Below are 15,632 nucleotides of genomic sequence, written 5' to 3'. Positions count from 1 at the left end.
CGACCAAGGTCTTAATGCCCCGAGACAGGCACAAAAAAGGCCTGGATATCCCAGGCCTTGGTTATTCAGTTGGCGTGCTCAATGGCGACGGCGCAGACCCGCCAGTGCCAGCAATGCCAGGGCGCCGAAGCCCAGGCTACCGCCACCGGACTTGGACTTGCCTTTGATGTCTATGGATACCGTCTGGGGCGCCGAGCTGGCGAACTTATCCTTGGCTACATAGCTGAAGCTGATCTTCTGATCACCTTCGCCAGCAGGCTGGTAGGTGAAGAGGCCAGTATCGCTTTCCAGCGACACCTTGCCTGCAGAGGGCTGGCTGACCAGTTCATAACTGATGGCGTCGCCATCGGCATCGGTACCTTTCAGCCTGCCGTTGACCGGCGTCTCATAGGAAGAGGTGTAGCTGAGCGCCTGGGCCAGTGGAGCCTGGTTGGTCAAGGTGATGGTCACGTTCTTGACCTCGGTCTCATCCAGGCTGTCTTTGGCGCTGAAGCTGAAAGACACCGCATCCATGCTGTCACCGCCTGGCACAAAGCTCACCTTACCTGTGGCCGCATCCAGCAAAGTAACATGACCATGGGCAGGCTGGCTGTAAAGTTTAAAGGCCAAGGGCTCCTGGTCCGCATCTGTTGCCGGCAGGGTGATCTCCACAGGCGTGTTCCAGGGGGTGCTCACAGAAAGATTGTCAGCAACCGGGGCCTGGTTGGTCACATCAAGGGTCAGATCTGTCAGGGGAGATACAGATGCGCCTTTGACAGCATAGAACTGCACCTTTTCGGTACCCACTGTGCCATTGGGCTGGTAAGTAAAGGTGCCTGTCTTGCGATCAGTGAAACTAAAACGCCCATACTGTGGCTGTCCTTCAAGCACCACATAGTCCACATCTTGATCCAGTTGCAGCGTTTCGGTCAGCGGCTTCAGCACATGGGTCGTGAAGGACTGGGCGGCTGGTTGCAGCAGGGGCGAGGCGGCGGCACTGGAGTAGACGGTGACCTTGTCTCCTCCCGCCATGTAGAAATCGGCCCCGCCTAGAGTCGAAAGAATAGGAGCGCTGGTAACATGACTAAGCTCCTTAAAAAACTGTTGCGCCTGGCTATCCAGATCGTACTCACCGAAGCCGCTGCCGCAGCTGTAAAGCAGACGGCCGCCAGACGCTGATTTCAAATCCACAAAACTACTGTCGCAGAGCTTGCCCAAGGCAGTCGCGGAACCATCCAGCCCCAACTGGTAAAGGTTGCCGCTGTTGTCCCCGGCAAGCAGCGTCTTTTCGCCGTTGATGGTCGCGGCAGTCAAGGCGCTAAAGTAGGTACCGAAACTGTAGCTCTTGACGATATTGTTGGCATAGTCATAGCTGTAGACTTTGCCGTTCATCAAGCCAAAGATATCCAAGGCTGAAGTCTCGGGCAGATCAAAAACCGTCAACCCTTTGAGACCATTCCAATCGCTCCCCAAGCTGGGGGATGTTTTCAGCACCTCGCCGGTACGGCCGTTCAACACCTTGAAAACGGTCCCAGCTGACATCGAAGAAAGCGTTTTGTTGCCAACCACCAGCTCTTGGTAACCGTCGCCGTCCAAGTCAACCGGCAATATATCGGTAATGGCATCACCATTTCCCAGCAGGGTGCTGTAACGCTCTGTACCGTCTTTACCGTTGAGTACCCTGAGCTGAGGTTTGTCAATCTTGGTATCACCTACGATGATATCTGGCTGACCATCCTTATCTAAATCAGCCGTTTTCAAGATCACTGTCCCACCCCAGTTATCTGGATTCGTGGCTTCCCACAGTTGCGCTTTGCTCTCAGGATCAACGGCTTTGATCACGGTACTGCTTGAGATGACATTGGCGTACAAAGCTTCAAGCTTGCCATCGCCATTGATATCCGCCAATCCGACCGCATTGACGGGGAAGCCAACATTCTTGCTGACCCATTTGGCGGTTTGACTGGCAACATCGTAAACGTGGTAATTTTCGTTATCTGAAAAACTGCCGCCCCAGCCGATGTCCAGCTTGCCGTCGCTGTCCAGATCGGCCACGACCAGACTGCTAACCCCATAGCCTGAGCTGGCAAGACTCCAGAATTCGTCACCTGTGGTCAGAGCCAGCCCATGGAGGCTTCCCCCCCATTGGCCATCGCCATAAACGACATCCAGTTTTCCATCACCGTTCAGGTCGAAAACCTGCAGGGCGCTGATATTCTGACCCGGTGTATGTGACCAAAGAATAGAATCCGTTGCCGGGCTTATCATGCTGATGGTTGTCCAGCCGCTCGACGTGACAACTTCGTCCAGCCCATCGCCATCCATATCGACAACTTGGCTATATGTCCCAATGGGAGAGGCAATGGTCTTCTGCAGTGTCAGCCATCCAGAGGTAAATCGGTAGATTTGGCCGTTGTCGAGCAGGAGTTCATGGACTCCTTTCTCGGTAAAGGAGCCTGCAAGCAGATGATTGCTTGAAATACCGCTGAAGGTTCTTTGCAATGCTCCGGTTACGGCATCATAAACTTGGATATAGCCGCCAGAGGTCTCAACCAACAATTGCGGCTGACTGTCATCGCTGGTCTGGGCAACCAGAAGCGTCCTGGCGCTGTCGATCCCAGTCAAGGTCTCTACAGTACGAGTGATTAAGTTAATGCGGGATACTTTTCCGTCTGAGCTCGCCACAAAGAGGTAATGACCATCGGCCTTAAGATCATGAAAATAGGCCGTAGATGAAACCCCCACCTTGAAGTTGAACTGGCTTACAGGCTCAAATTTCCCGCCTTTGATTTGTACGATACTGACATTGTTGTATTGTGCCAGTACCAGCTCTTTATTGCCGTCGCCATTGTAGTCGCCGCTGTAAGCACCATAGCGCCCAACATTGTTTCCCATGGAAAACAAGTCCAGGACCGGCGTCAGCGTTTTACCTTGACTGGCCTGCATGACAATCACATTGCCTGCATTGCTTTTAACGAATTGATTTGGTGTCTGGGTAGCAGCAGTGGCTTGCCAGGCACAGAGTCCCAGCAACGCCAGCGGCTTGAGTTTGAATTGCATAGGAATCCTTTTCCTTTCATTCCAATGAAGTGAGGGCCCCTCAACCGTCGTCAGCACCGAAGGCATACAAAGGGGGGTAGCTTAAATATCAGACCAGTCATTGCAAGGCAAGGTGATTGGCAATATGCCTAGTCATGAACTGACTGGGGCACCTCGATTAATGCCGAACAAGGTCTCTCGCATATTCTTGGCATCACACTCAGTGCCTGAACGCATCAAAACGTAGCCACTATCCGCAAGGGAATAGCAGCTGACTGGTCACCACCTCAGCACCTATAATCGCCCCAATCCAGGCCCTTAGGGCCCCAACACAGATAAGAGCGAGCAGAGCCATGGGCGCACAGTGGAAGGCCAAGCACAAGACGGCGGCGGCCAATGCCAAGGGTAAGATCTTCACCAAACTGACCCGCGAGATCATGGTGGCGGCCCGCGCCGGCGCCGATCCGGACATGAATGCCCGGCTGCGCCTGGCCATCGAAGCGGCCAAGAAGGCCTCCATGCCCAAAGACACCCTGGAGCGGGCCATCAAGAAGGGCGCCGGCCTGCTGGACGAGGTGATCCACTACGAGCTGGTGACCTACGAGGGCTTCGGCCCCCACCAGGTGCCCGTCATCGTCGAGTGCCTGACCGACAACAAGAACCGCACCTTCTCCGAGATGCGGGTCGGCTTTCGCGGCGGCCAGCTGGGCAATTCCGGTTCGGTGTCCTGGGATTTTGACTACCTGGGCTTTATCGAGGCGGTGGGCACCGCCAATGCCGAGGAAGCGGCCATCGAAGCCGGCGCCCAGGATCTCGAAGAGGGCGAGGACGGCCTGGTGACCTTCTACACCGATCCCAAGGATCTCGACGCCGTCAGCCGCGCCCTGCCAGGCTTCGGCTTCGAGGTGCAGTCCGCCAAGCTGGGCTACAAGCCCAAGAACCCGGTGAGCCTGGACGGCACGGCCCTCGAAGAAGTGGAAGCCTTCCTGGAAAAGCTGGACGCCGTCGACGACGTCCAGGAGATCTACGTCGGCCTGGCCGGTTAAGCGCTGCCAAAGAAAAAGCCGCCCTAGGGCGGCTTTTTTCATTTCAGGCCGCTGCGCAGCCAGGCGTCCAGGCGCCGCCCCTCCAGAGCCGTGAAGTGGCCGGCCCTGTATTGAGCCAGGGCCTGGTCCCGCTGCTCGGGGGGCAGTTCCGCCAGGCGGTTGGCCTCGGCGCGGTAGGCCGCCACCTTGTCCTTCCAGCCCTGCTCCCTGGCCTTGGCCGCCTCCAACCGGTCCGCCGCTTCGTCCCCGAAACGGGCCGCCAACTGGTCGCGGCTGGCGCCGGCCATCTGATCCAGCCTGTCCAGCTGCTGGCTGGGGGCAAAGGCCTTCTGCACCTCGGGCGGCGCCTTGGCCAGTTCGTCGTCCAGCCAGTCGGCCCGTTCGGCGGGGCTCAGGCCCAGCTCGTTGATCTCCAGGCGCCTCAGGGTGAATTCCTCCAGGGCCTTGTCCTGGCCCCAGAGGGCCTGGCGCTCGGCCTCGGAAAAATAACGGGCCCGTACCGCGTCCCGCTCGGCCCAGGCGGCCTTGAGGTCGGCGGCCTTGGCCGAGGCGGGCTTGGCGACCTGGGCCAAGGCCTTGAGGTACCCCTGGTAGCGGCCGAAGGCGGCCAGGGCCGCCTGGATGTCGCCATCACGCCAGCCGTCGGCCTTGAGGGAGTCCGCCAACTTGGCCTTGAGGGCTTCGTCCGGCAGCTCGCCCCTGGCGCTCAGCCAATAGTCGAAGCGCTCCATCAGGGCCTGGTCCAGGGCGAAGCCTTGGCCGAGGGCGCCGTCGGCCTGGGTCTTGGCCAGGCTCGCCGGCTTGGCTTCCACCGACGTAACCGCCTGATGCTGAGCTGGCCAGAAGCCGTAGCCGAGGGCCGCCCCCAACAGCAAGGGGGGCAGCCAGTAGCGGAACTTCATCAAAGCCCCAGGTTTTTCAGGCGGTTGGCCTGGGCCCGGTAGAGGGTCTTGGGGTTGGTCTCGAAGAGGTTCACCAAGCCGAAGGCCTGGTTCACTTCGTCCAGGTGGTTCATGCCGTAGTTGTCACGGATCACCATGCCCAGGTGGCTGGAACAGCTGGAGACCAGGCCGTCGTTGGGCTCGTTGAAGACCAAGGAGGTGGCCAGCAGGCCGGCGTCGCTGACGTCCAGCAGGTTGGTGACCTTGCTGGCGCCGCTCCAGGAGAAGTAGTAGACGCCGTTGCTGGCCTTCATGGGGCCCTGGCCGCAGTAATGGTCGGGCATGCCCTCGGGGTAGAGGCCGTTGAAGCGCACAGTGTCGGCCGTGGTCAGGGAGTTCAGGGCCGCTATCGAGTCGCTGGGGTCGGCCGGGCTGCCGGACAGGAACTCGATGATGGACGAGAAGCCGTTGGCGGCGCCGGCCACTATGTCTTCGGCCAGCGAGCCTTCAGGCAGGGTGCCGCGCACGGCGTCGGCAAAGCGCGAGCCCCAGTTGACGCCCCCCACGGAGGTGACGGAAGCCACCAGATCCGGCCGCATGGAGGCGGCATAGCGGGCGGTGGGGCCGCCGTGGGAATGGCCGATGAGGTTTACCTTCTTGGCGCCGGTCAGGGCCAGGATCGATTGGATCTGGTCCAGCAGCTGCTCACCCCGCACTTCGGTGCTGTTGGCGGCGGACACATTGACCACATAGACCTGGGCGCCGTCTTTGCTGAGCGCCGAGGGTATGCCGTACCAGTAGTCCACCCCGGCCAGGGAATCGAAGCCGAAGAGGCCGTGCACCAGCACTATGGGATACTGGGTCTGGGTGTAGCCGCTGCCCGTGGCCTGGGCTTCCTGGCTGACGCTTGCGGTGCCCAGCAGTGCCAGGCCCAATACCATTGCGTTGAGTTTCATATCTCCCCCTTGTCTGTGAGTTGGCTGGCGGGCCTTATCAACTGGCCCGTCCAGTTAACAAAAATTACACATCAGACCAGTATCGGCAACAGCAAAAGTGAAGTTTGCTGTTGTTTATTTGCCAACCAATTGAAAAGGGGTCAGTGATCGGGGTGGATGATGGCCTCGCGGCCGTAGCGGTGGCGGATCCAGTTCACCGCCTTGAACACAGCGTCCTGGCGGATCACGGCTTTCTCCAGCTGGTACTTGCCGGGGAAGTCCGACACCACCAGGGAGATGAGGATGGTCAGCAGCCCCTGGCCGGGCAGGAACAGCATCAGGAAGCCGGCGGCGAAGAGCACCAGGGCCAGCAGGTTGCGCAGCAGCCACCAACTGGCGGTGAAGGCCGTCCAGTGCCTGGGCCTGTACTCACGCACGAAGTAAGTGGCGGGCATGCGCAGGATAAGCCAGGGGATCACCAGCATGGAGGCCAGCACCATGACGGCGCCGACCACGGCTATGGCCGGCAGGTAGGGTTCGAGAAGGGTGCCAAGCTGCTGCAACCATTCCGGCATAAAGGCCACTCCTTGAGGTGATGGGCCCAGTTGACGGCATTTTCGCTTTTCAGGCAAGGGCTTCGCCCAGTCTCCCTTCGCCGTTAAGATAGGGCAAAACCCCTCGTCAGGACGACCATGCAAGGCCTTTCCGTTATTCATGCCAACAAGCTCGAGGATCTGCGGGACCTGCTGCTCCAGTTTCTCAAGGCCAATCCCTTGCCGGTGCTGGAAAACGAGACCTTCCTGGTCCAGTCCAACGGCATGGCCCAGTGGCTCAAGCTGGCCCTGGCCCACGACGAAGGGCTGGGTGTCTGCGCCGCCGTGGACATGCAGATGCCGGGCCGCTTCCTGTGGCAGGCCTACAGGGCCGTGCTGGGTGCCGATGCAGTGCCGCCCAGCTCCGCCTACGACAAGCCCAGGCTGCGCTGGCGGCTGCTGCGGCTGCTGCCCGGTCTCCTTGCCGACCCCGATTTCGCCCCGCTGCGCCGCTTCCTGGCCGAGGACGACGATTGCCGCAAGCGCTGGCAGCTGGCCGAGAAGCTGGCCGACCTCTTCGACCAGTACCAGGTCTACAGGGCCGACTGGCTGAACGCCTGGGCCAGGGGGGAGGATGTCATCCTCGGCGCCAGGGGCCAGGCCAGGCCCCTGGATGCCGACCAGCGCTGGCAGGCCAAGCTGTGGCGGACCCTGGAAGCGGACCTGCCGGCACAGCTTCGCAGCACCAGCAGGGCCGGCCTGCACCAGGGCTTCCTGGACGCCTGCGCCGCCCTAACCGAGCGCCCCGCCGCCCTGCCCCGCCGGGTGCTGGTGTTCGGGATCTCCTCCCTGCCCAAGCAGGTGCTGGAGATGCTGAGCGCCATCAGCCGCCACTGCCAGGTGCTGCTGCTGGTCAACAACCCCTGCCGCCACTACTGGGGCGACATCATCGACGGCCGCGAGCTGCTGCGCATCGAGAGGCGCCGCCACCAGGACAAGCCCGGCCTGCCGATGGGCGAAGCGCTGCACAGCCAGACCAACCCGCTGCTGGCCTCCTGGGGCAAGCAGGGCCGGGACTACATAGGCCTGCTCTACCAATACGACGAGCCCGAGTCCTACCAGGACAACTTCCAGAAGATCGATCTCTTCGACGACTACCAGGGCCGGCACCTGCTGGCCCAGCTGCAGCAGGACATCCTCGACCTGGAGCCACTGCCGGTCGCGCCCAGATCCTTGGCGGACGACGACCGGTCGCTGCAGTTCCACGTCGCCCACAGCCGCCAGCGGGAGCTGGAGGTGCTGCACGACCAGTTGCTGGCGCTCTTCGAGGCCTACCAGGCCAGGGGCGAGCCGCTGCGGCCGCGGGACGTCATCGTCATGGTGCCGGACATAGCCCAGTACGCGCCCCATGTGGAGGCGGTCTTCGGCCAACTGGACAGGCGCGATCCCCGCTTCATCCCCTATACGTTGTCGGACCGCACCGAGCGCAGCTTCAACCCCATGCTGCTGGCCCTGGAAAAGCTGATGGAGCTGCCCCGCTGGCGCTTCGGGGTCTCGGAGATCCTCGACTTGCTGGACGTGCCGGCGGTGCGGGCCCGCTTCGACCTGGCCGAGAGCCAGCTGCCGCTGCTGCGCCAATGGGTGGAGGGGGCTGGGGTCCGCTGGGGCCTCAGCGGCGAGCAGCGGGCGGCCCTGGCCCTGCCCGCCTGGGAGGAGAACGGCTGGCTGTTTGGCCTCAAGCGCATGCTGCTGGGCTACGCCGTGGGCGACAGCGCCCCGCTGGCCGGCATAGAGCCCTACGACGAAGTGGCCGGCCTGGACGCCGCCCTGGTGGGCTCGCTTTCCGACCTCTTGGCCGTGCTGCAAAGGCACTGGCAGGCCCTGGCCGAACCGGCTCCAGTGGCGGACTGGTGCCAGCGGCTCAAGGCCCTGCTGGCCGACTGCTTCGTCCCCCAGTCCGACCAGGATCGCCATACCCACGCCAGGCTGCTGGAACTGCTGGAAGACTGGCAGGCCGACTGCGACCAGGCCGGACTCACCGAGGCCCTGCCGTTGAACGTGGTGCGCGAGGCCTGGCTGGCCGGCCTGGACGACAGTGGCCTCAGCCAGCGTTTCCTGGCCGGGGCCGTCAACTTCGCCACCCTGATGCCGATGCGGGCCATCCCCTTCAAGGTGGTCTGCCTGCTGGGCCTCAACGACGGCGACTACCCCCGCAGCCAGCAGCCGGTGGATTTCGACCTGATGCACCTGCCCGGCCAGTACAGGCCAGGGGACAGATCCCGCCGCGAGGACGACCGCTACCTCTTCCTGGAAGCCCTGCTCTCGGCCAGGGACTGCCTCTACCTCTCCTGGCTCGGCCGCAGCGAGCAGGACAACACGGAACGGCCGCCCTCTGTGCTGCTGGGCCAGCTGCGCGACCATGTCCAGGCCGGCTGGCAGCATCCCGAAGGGGTGCTGGCGAGGCTGACCCAGGAGCACCCTCTGCAGCCCTTCAGCCGCCGCTACTTCGACGGCTCTGGCCCCTTCACCTATGCCGCCGAATGGCGGGCCCAGCTGGAGGCCCAGGCCGCTGAAGGCCAGGAGCGACTGGCAGCCCAGGCACTCACCACCCAGGCACTGACCGAGCCCCTGACCCTCAAGGCCCTCGGCGCTTTCCTGCGCCAACCGGTCAGGCTCTTCTTCAACGAGCGGCTGAAGATCTGGTTCGAAGACATGGACCAGGGCCACGGCGACGAAGAGCCCTTCGCCCTGGACGGCCTGGCCCGCTACCAGCTGATGGACGAGTTGCTGGCCGAGGCCCTGGACGCCGGCCAGGAGGCCATAGGCACCACCCTGGCCCGCCAGCGCCGCCGCGGCCAGCTGCCTGCCGCCGCCTTCGCCGAGCTGGCCATGGAGGCCCTGGCCGAACCTGCCGCCGAGGCCCATGGCAACGCCAGCGCCCTGCTGGCCCGCTTTGACCAGGCGGTGCCGGCCCTGGAGCTGGACCTGGAGCTGGGCGACGGCCTCAAGCTTGAGGACTGGCAGGGGGAGCTGCGCAAAGACAATAGCGGCCGGCTGGCCCAGCTGCTGCTGCGCCCAGGGGAGCTGGCCCCCAAGGGCAAGGTAAAATACCACCACCTGGTCCGCCCCTGGGTCCGCCACCTGGCCCTCTGCGCCGCCGGCCACCCGGTGACGACCCTGGTCAGCGGCGCCGACACTGTGCTGAACATCCAGCCCCTGGCCCAGGGCCTGGCCCTGGGCCACCTCCAGGCCTTGGCCAAGGCCTACCAGGACGGCCTGAACGCCCCCCTGCCCCTGCCCCAGGCCGCCGCCTTCGCCTTCCTCGAAGCCCTGCCCAAAGGCGAGGAAGAGGCCCTGACCAAGGCCGCCGCCCGCTATGACGGCAGCGACTTCCAGGCCGGCGAAAAGGGTCAGGACCCTTACCTGACCAGGGCCTTCCCCACCTTCGCGCAGCTGGACCAAGGCGCCTTCCAGGCCCTGGCCCGGGCCCTTTACCAACCCCTTTTCGACGCCATGGAGGCCCAGCAGTGAAATTCCAGCAGCTCGACCCCCTGGCTTTTCCCCTGCACGGCAGCCGCCTCATCGAGGCCAGCGCCGGCACCGGCAAGACCTACACCATAGCCGCCCTCTACCTGCGGCTGGTGCTGGGCTCCCCCGACGGCCAGGAGGCGCCCCTGACACCGCCGCAGATCCTGGTGGTGACCTTCACCGAGGCCGCCACCCAGGAGCTCAAGGATCGCATCCGCGCCCGCCTCACTGAGGCGGGCGCCGTCTTCGCCGGCGCCGGCACCGACGACGCCCTGCTGCAGAGCCTCAAGGCCGGCTTTGCCGAGCCGCACTGGCCGGGCTGCGCCCATCGCCTGGCCCTGGCCGCCCAGTGGATGGACGAGGCCGCCATCCACACCATCCACGGCTGGTGCAACCGCATGCTGAGGGCCCACGCCTTCGCCAGCGGCAGCCTCTTCGACCTCCGCCTGGAAACGGATCTCTCGGCGCTGCTGGATCAGGCCGTCAAGGACTATTGGCGCCGCCATTACTATCCGTTGCCCTCCCGGCAGCTGCTGGGGGTGTTGGACCATTGGCCCGGCCCCGAGGCCCTCAAGGCCAAGATCAAGCCCTGGCTGGAGCTGGCCGAGCCCCAAAGCGGCGACCTGGGCCAGTTGCTGGCCGAGCAGCAGGCCCAGCGCCTGGCGGCCCTGGCGCCGCTCAAGGCCCAGTGGCGCCAGTGGCTGCCGGAGCTGGCCGAACTGCTGACCCAGGCCCTGGACGCCAAGGTGCTCTCCGGCACCTATGTCAAAAGGCCCACCCTGGAGAAGTTCCTGAACGGCCTCGGCGACTGGCTGGCCGACGAGCCGCAGCTGGCGCCGGAGCTCCCCGACAGCGCCTGGAGCCGCTTCACCCCAGAGGGCCTGGCCGGCGCCGTCGCCAAGGGCAAGGCCCCGCCCCAGCACCCGGCCTTCGCCGCCCTGGCCCAGTTGCCCGCCCAACTGGCGGCCCTGCCCCAGGACAGGGAGCTGCTGATCCGCCACGCCGCCACTTGGATACAGCAGCGCCTGGAGCAGGAGAAGCACCAGAGCGCCACCCTCGGCTTCGACGACCTGCTGGGCCGCCTCAAGGCCGCCCTCGACGGCGACCAGGGCCCAACACTGGCCCAGGTGATCCGCGGCGAATACCCGGTGGCGCTGATCGACGAATTCCAGGACACGGACCCCACCCAGTACGGCATCTTCGCCAAGGTCTACGGCCTGGGCCAGGAGCAACCTGAGCCGGCGGCCAACGCCGTATCGGCGAGCGCAGCAGGCAGAACTGGGGTCTTTTTGATCGGCGACCCCAAACAGGCCATCTACGCCTTCCGCGGCGCCGACATCTACACCTATCTGCAGGCCAAGCAGGACACCGCCGGCCGCCACTACACCCTCGGCAAGAACTACCGCTCCACAAAGGAGCTGGTGGCCGCCGTCAACGGCCTCTTCCTGCAAGGGGAGCAGCAGCCGGAGGGCGCCTTCCTGTTCAAGGACGCCATCCCCTTTATCGAGGTGGAGGCCAACGGCCGCAAAGAGGTCCTGCGCATCGACGGCCAGCCCCAGGCGCCGCTCACCTGCTGGCAGCTGCAGAGCGACAAGCCGGTTTCGACCGGCGGCTACAGGGCCGCCCTGGCCGAGGCCTGCGCCAGCGAGATGGTGCGGCTGCTGAACCTCGGCCAGCAAGGCAAGGCCGGCTTCGAGAAGGACGGCCAGCTGGAAGCACTGCGGCCGGAACACATGGCGGTGCTGGTGCGCGCCAAGGCCGAGGCCGACGCCATCCGCGCCGCCCTCGCCAGGCGCGGCGTCCAGTCTGTCTACCTCTCCGACAAGGAATCTGTCTACGCCAGCGCCGAGGCGGCCGATCTGCTGGCCTGGCTGAGGGCCAGCGCCGAGCCGGAAAACCACCGGCTGCTGCGGGCCGCCCTGGCCAGCCCCAGCCTGAGCCTGGGCTGGGCTGAGCTGGACAGGCTCAACCATGACGAGCTGGCCCTGGAAGCGGAAGTGGAGCGGCTCAAGGGCTACCAGCAGCTGTGGCGCCGCCAGGGGCCTTTGCCCCTGGTCAGGGCCTGGCTCAAGGACTTCCGGCTGCCGGCCCGGCTGCTGGCCGGGGTCAACGGTGAGCGGGCGCTGACCAACCTGCTGCACCTGGCCGAGCTGCTGCAGCAGGCCGCCACCGGCCTGGACGGCGAGCAGGCGCTGATCCGCCACCTGGAAGGGCACCTGGGCGGCAACGGCGGCGAGGAGCAGATACTGCGCCTCGAATCCGACGCCGACCTGGTCAAGGTGGTCACCATCCACAAGTCCAAGGGCCTGGAATACCCCCTGGTGTTCCTGCCCTTCATCTGCAGCTTCCGCCCCGAAGAGGGCAAGGGCGAGTACGTCAGCTACCACCAAGACGGCAAGCGCCGCCTGGACCCCGACAAGCAGCCCAGCAGCATCGAGAAGGCGGACAGGGAACGGCTGGCCGAGGATCTGCGCCTGCTCTACGTGGCCCTGACCCGGCCCCGCCACGCCTGCTGGCTGGGCCTGGCCGCCATCAAGAAGGGCAACGCCAGGGACAGCAACCTGCACCGCAGCGCCATAGGCCAGCTCCTTGGCGGCGGCGAGCCCCTGAGTGCCGAGGCCCTGACCGGGCGCCTGCAGGCCTGGCAGGCCGCCATCCCCGGCCTCGAGGTACTGCCGTTGCCAGAGGCCACGGACGACAGCTACCGCCCGGCCGGCCAGGAAGAGCCCCTGGGCCAGGCCCGCCATTTCAAGGGCCCTGTGGCCGAGGCCTGGTGGATCTCCTCCTACTCGGCCCTCAAGCTGGCGGAGGGGGAGCGCATCGCCGCCGACACGGCCCAGGGCGACCAGCTGCAGGAGGACAGGGAAGAGCCCCAGAGCCGCCCCAGCGCCAGGGCCGGCGCCGGCATGCACCACTTCCCCCGCGGACCCGAGCCCGGCACCTTCCTGCACGGCCTGCTGGAGTGGGCCGCCGGCCAGGGCTTCAAGCCGGACCCAGCTGAGCTGGCCGAGCTGCTGGCCCGCCGCTGCAACCTGCGTGGCTGGGGCGACTGGGCCCCCAGGCTGGGCCTGTGGCTGCAGGAACTGCTGGCCGCCCCCCTGACCCTGCCGGTGGGCGAGCCTGTGGCGCTCAGCGCCCTGGACGGCCACCAGGCGGAGATGGAGTTCTGGTTCGACGCCCACCAGGTGCCCCTTGGCGCGCTGGACCACCTGGTCGCCGGCGCCGTGCTGCCCGGCCGGCCTCGGCCGGCCCTGACCCCTGGGCTGCTCAACGGCATGCTCAAGGGCTTTATCGACCTGGTGTTCGAGCACCAGGGCCGCTTCTACCTGGCCGACTACAAGTCCAACTGGCTGGGGGAGAACGACGGCGCCTACAGCCGCGAGGCCATGGAGCAGGTGGTGCTGGAAAAGCGCTACGACCTCCAGTACCTGCTCTACTGCCTGGCCCTGCACCGGCTGCTGAAGGCCCGCCTGGGCCAAGGCTATGACCACGAGCGCCACTTCGGCGGCGCCCTCTACCTCTTCCTGCGCGGCCAAGGCTGCTTCACCGACAGGCCCTCCAGGGCACTGCTGGAGCGCCTGGACGCCCTCTTCGCCAAGGAGGCCGGCGATGCCGCTCGATAACCTGGAACCCCTGCTGGACGCCTGGGTGGAAAGGGGCTGGCTGCGCCGCCTGGACAGGGCCCTTGGCCGCTTCCTCGGCGAGCTGCTGCCAGGCGCCGATCCCCGGGTGCTGCTGGCCGCCTGCCTCTGCTCCCACCAACTGGGCAGGGGCCATATCTGCCTGGACTTGGCCGCCACCCTGGCCGACCCCGACGGCGCCCTCAGCCTGCCCCCGGAGGGGGACTTTGGCGAGGAGCTGCCCGCCCTGCCCTCGGCGCTGCTGGCCGGCCTGAGCCTGGACGCCTGGCTGGCGGCCCTGGCCGCCTCCCCCCTGGTGGACCAGGGCCCCGGGGAGCAGCCCCTGGTGCTGGGCGGCGGCCGCCTCTACCTGCGCCGCTACTGGCAGTACGAGCAGCAGCTGGCCGGGCAGATCCGCGCCCGCCTGGCCCAGCGCCTGGCCTTACCTTCAGATCTCGGCCCCCGCCTGGACGCCCTCTTCCCGGCCGGCAAGGGGCCGGACTGGCAGCGCATCGCCTGCGCCCTGGCGGTGAGGGGCAACTTCACGGTGATCACGGGGGGCCCAGGCACCGGCAAGACCACCACAGTGGTGCGCCTGCTGGGCCTGCTGCAACAGCTGGCCATGGACGGCGGCCAGAAGCTGCGCATCCAGCTGGCCGCCCCCACCGGCAAGGCCGCCGCCCGCCTCACCGAATCCATCGGCGGCGCCCTGGCGCAGCTGGCGGTGCCACAGGCGGTGCGCGCCGCCATCCCCACCCAGGTCAGCACTGTGCACCGCCTCCTTGGCAGCATCCCCGGCAGCCGCCATTTCCGCCACGACGCCGCCAGCCCCCTGCACCTGGACCTGCTGGTGGTGGACGAGGCCTCCATGGTGGACCTGGAGCTGATGGCCCAGCTGCTGGACGCCCTGCCCGGCCAGGCTCGGCTGATCCTGCTGGGAGACAAGGACCAGCTGGCCTCGGTGGAAGCCGGCGCCGTGCTTGGCGATCTCTGTGAAGGGGCCGAGGCCGGCGGCTACGACGCCGAGACCCTGGCCTGGCTGGCGCCCCTGGCCGGCGCCGATCTGGGCGACTTCGGCAGCGCCGGCACGGCCCTGGCCCAGCACAGGGCCATGCTCAGGCAGAGCCACCGCTTCGGCGAGCACTCCGGCATAGGCCAGCTGGCCAGGGCCGTCAACGCCGGCGAGCCCGATCAGGTGCGCGCCGTGCTGGCCGCCGGCTATGGCGACCTGGCCCGCCTCGACCTCACCAAACCCCAGGCCCTGGCAAGGCTGGTGGTCTCAGGCCACAACGGCGGCCAGGGCCATGGCCATTACCTTGAGGTGCTGCGCCAGCACCCCAAGGACGACAAAGACGCCTGGGCCAAGGCGGTGCTGGCCGCCTTCGCCAGCTTCCAGTTGCTGAGCGCCCTGCGCAAGGGCCCATGGGGGGTGGAAGGGCTCAACGCCCTGGCCGCCGAGGCGTTGCACGGCGCCGGCCTTATCCCCGCCACCCAGGGTTGGTACCAGGGCAGGCCAGTGCTGGTCAGCCGCAACGACTACCACCTGGGGCTGATGAACGGCGACATCGGCATCTGCCTGGAGCTGGAGGGGGCCCTGAGGGTGGCTTTCCTGATGCCGGACGGCAGCGTCAAATGGGTGCTGCCCTCAAGGCTTTCCGACGTGGACAGCGTCTACGCCATGACGGTGCACAAGTCCCAGGGCTCGGAGTTCGCCCACTGCGCCCTGGTGCTGCCCGAGTCCCTGAATCCTGTGCTGACCCGGGAGCTGGTCTATACGGGCATCACCCGCGCCCGCGAGCGCTTTACCCTGGTGGCGCCCGTGCCCGGCCTCTTGGCCGCCGCCGTGGAGCGGCGGGTGCTGCGGTCTTCGGGGTTGAGGGAGGCGCTCAGGGACTGAGCGCGCCAGCCTGGCTGCGGCTTTCTTCGCTCGGCCTTCAGCCTTTGCCGTTGCCCAGATGGATACCCTGATGGACAACGATAACGACAAGCGTCAGGAAAAAGGGCAATGGGCAGGCTCAAGCCTAATGTTGAGAAAGTCGCCGTCTATTTGGAAGCGGCTAAAATCCAGAGC

Annotated in this window: 8 protein-coding genes; 4 read left to right on the top strand and 4 right to left on the bottom strand. The window is 65.6% G+C overall.

The features are described 5' to 3' along the window. Positions 1-78 precede the first annotated feature (78 nt). Positions 79-3,039 carry an FG-GAP-like repeat-containing protein gene (locus tag PVT67_RS02990; protein WP_301497660.1) on the bottom strand — a complete coding sequence of 987 codons (2,961 nt, stop codon included), beginning with the start codon at positions 3,037-3,039 and terminating at the stop codon, positions 79-81. 332 nt (positions 3,040-3,371) lie between these two features. Here PVT67_RS02990 and PVT67_RS02985 point away from each other — a divergent pair, with 332 nt between their 5' ends. After that, on the top strand, positions 3,372-4,064 hold the full coding sequence (locus PVT67_RS02985) for a YebC/PmpR family DNA-binding transcriptional regulator (protein WP_301497658.1): 693 nt from the start codon (positions 3,372-3,374) through the stop codon (positions 4,062-4,064). 38 nt (positions 4,065-4,102) lie between these two features. Here PVT67_RS02985 and PVT67_RS02980 read toward each other — a convergent pair whose 3' ends face one another. From PVT67_RS02980 to PVT67_RS02970, 3 genes are all read right to left on the bottom strand, one after another. Continuing rightward, on the bottom strand, positions 4,103-4,966 hold the full coding sequence (locus PVT67_RS02980; RefSeq protein WP_301497656.1) for a lipase secretion chaperone: 864 nt from the start codon (positions 4,964-4,966) through the stop codon (positions 4,103-4,105). Beyond that, positions 4,966-5,901: an esterase/lipase family protein gene (locus tag PVT67_RS02975; protein ID WP_301497654.1), complete on the bottom strand. Its 936-nt coding sequence runs from the start codon at positions 5,899-5,901 to the stop codon at positions 4,966-4,968. The genes PVT67_RS02980 and PVT67_RS02975 overlap by 1 nt, the downstream gene beginning before the upstream one ends. A gap of 140 nt (positions 5,902-6,041) precedes the next feature. Continuing rightward, positions 6,042-6,455 (bottom strand): hypothetical protein, encoded by a 414-nt coding sequence (locus PVT67_RS02970; RefSeq protein ID WP_301497652.1) that lies wholly within the window; start codon positions 6,453-6,455, stop codon positions 6,042-6,044. Positions 6,456-6,572: 117 nt separating this feature from the next. On the opposite strand from PVT67_RS02970, the gene recC reads away from it, so the two are divergent. Genes recC through recD form a run of 3 tightly spaced genes read left to right on the top strand, consistent with a single transcriptional unit; the run spans position 6,573 to position 15,458 of the window. Continuing rightward, a complete protein-coding gene (gene recC, locus PVT67_RS02965; protein ID WP_301497650.1) occupies positions 6,573-9,944 on the top strand; it encodes an exodeoxyribonuclease V subunit gamma in 3,372 nt (1,123 codons plus the stop codon). After that, a complete protein-coding gene (recB, locus tag PVT67_RS02960; RefSeq protein ID WP_301497648.1) occupies positions 9,941-13,564 on the top strand; it encodes an exodeoxyribonuclease V subunit beta in 3,624 nt (1,207 codons plus the stop codon). Before recC ends, recB begins: the two co-directional genes overlap by 4 nt. Continuing rightward, on the top strand, positions 13,551-15,458 hold the full coding sequence (gene recD / locus PVT67_RS02955; RefSeq protein ID WP_301497647.1) for an exodeoxyribonuclease V subunit alpha: 1,908 nt from the start codon (positions 13,551-13,553) through the stop codon (positions 15,456-15,458). Before recB ends, recD begins: the two co-directional genes overlap by 14 nt. Positions 15,459-15,632 lie beyond the last annotated feature (174 nt).

Origin of the sequence: Gallaecimonas kandeliae (genome assembly GCF_030450055.1) — a bacterium.
Taxonomy (GTDB): Bacteria; Pseudomonadota; Gammaproteobacteria; order Enterobacterales; family Gallaecimonadaceae; genus Gallaecimonas; species Gallaecimonas kandeliae.
This window is presented reverse-complemented; position numbering and strand designations above follow the sequence as displayed.

What these genes read in the sequence shown, in the direction of transcription:
- PVT67_RS02990 (WP_301497660.1), bottom strand. Translation starts at nt 3,039, where the DNA reads ATGCAATTCAAACTCAAGCCGCTGGCGTTGCTGGGACTCTGTGCCTGG.
- PVT67_RS02985 (WP_301497658.1), top strand. Translation starts at nt 3,372, where the DNA reads ATGGGCGCACAGTGGAAGGCCAAGCACAAGACGGCGGCGGCCAATGCC.
- PVT67_RS02980 (WP_301497656.1), bottom strand. Translation starts at nt 4,966, where the DNA reads ATGAAGTTCCGCTACTGGCTGCCCCCCTTGCTGTTGGGGGCGGCCCTC.
- PVT67_RS02975 (WP_301497654.1), bottom strand. Translation starts at nt 5,901, where the DNA reads ATGAAACTCAACGCAATGGTATTGGGCCTGGCACTGCTGGGCACCGCA.
- PVT67_RS02970 (WP_301497652.1), bottom strand. Translation starts at nt 6,455, where the DNA reads ATGCCGGAATGGTTGCAGCAGCTTGGCACCCTTCTCGAACCCTACCTG.
- recC (WP_301497650.1), top strand. Translation starts at nt 6,573, where the DNA reads ATGCAAGGCCTTTCCGTTATTCATGCCAACAAGCTCGAGGATCTGCGG.
- recD (WP_301497647.1), top strand. Translation starts at nt 13,551, where the DNA reads ATGCCGCTCGATAACCTGGAACCCCTGCTGGACGCCTGGGTGGAAAGG.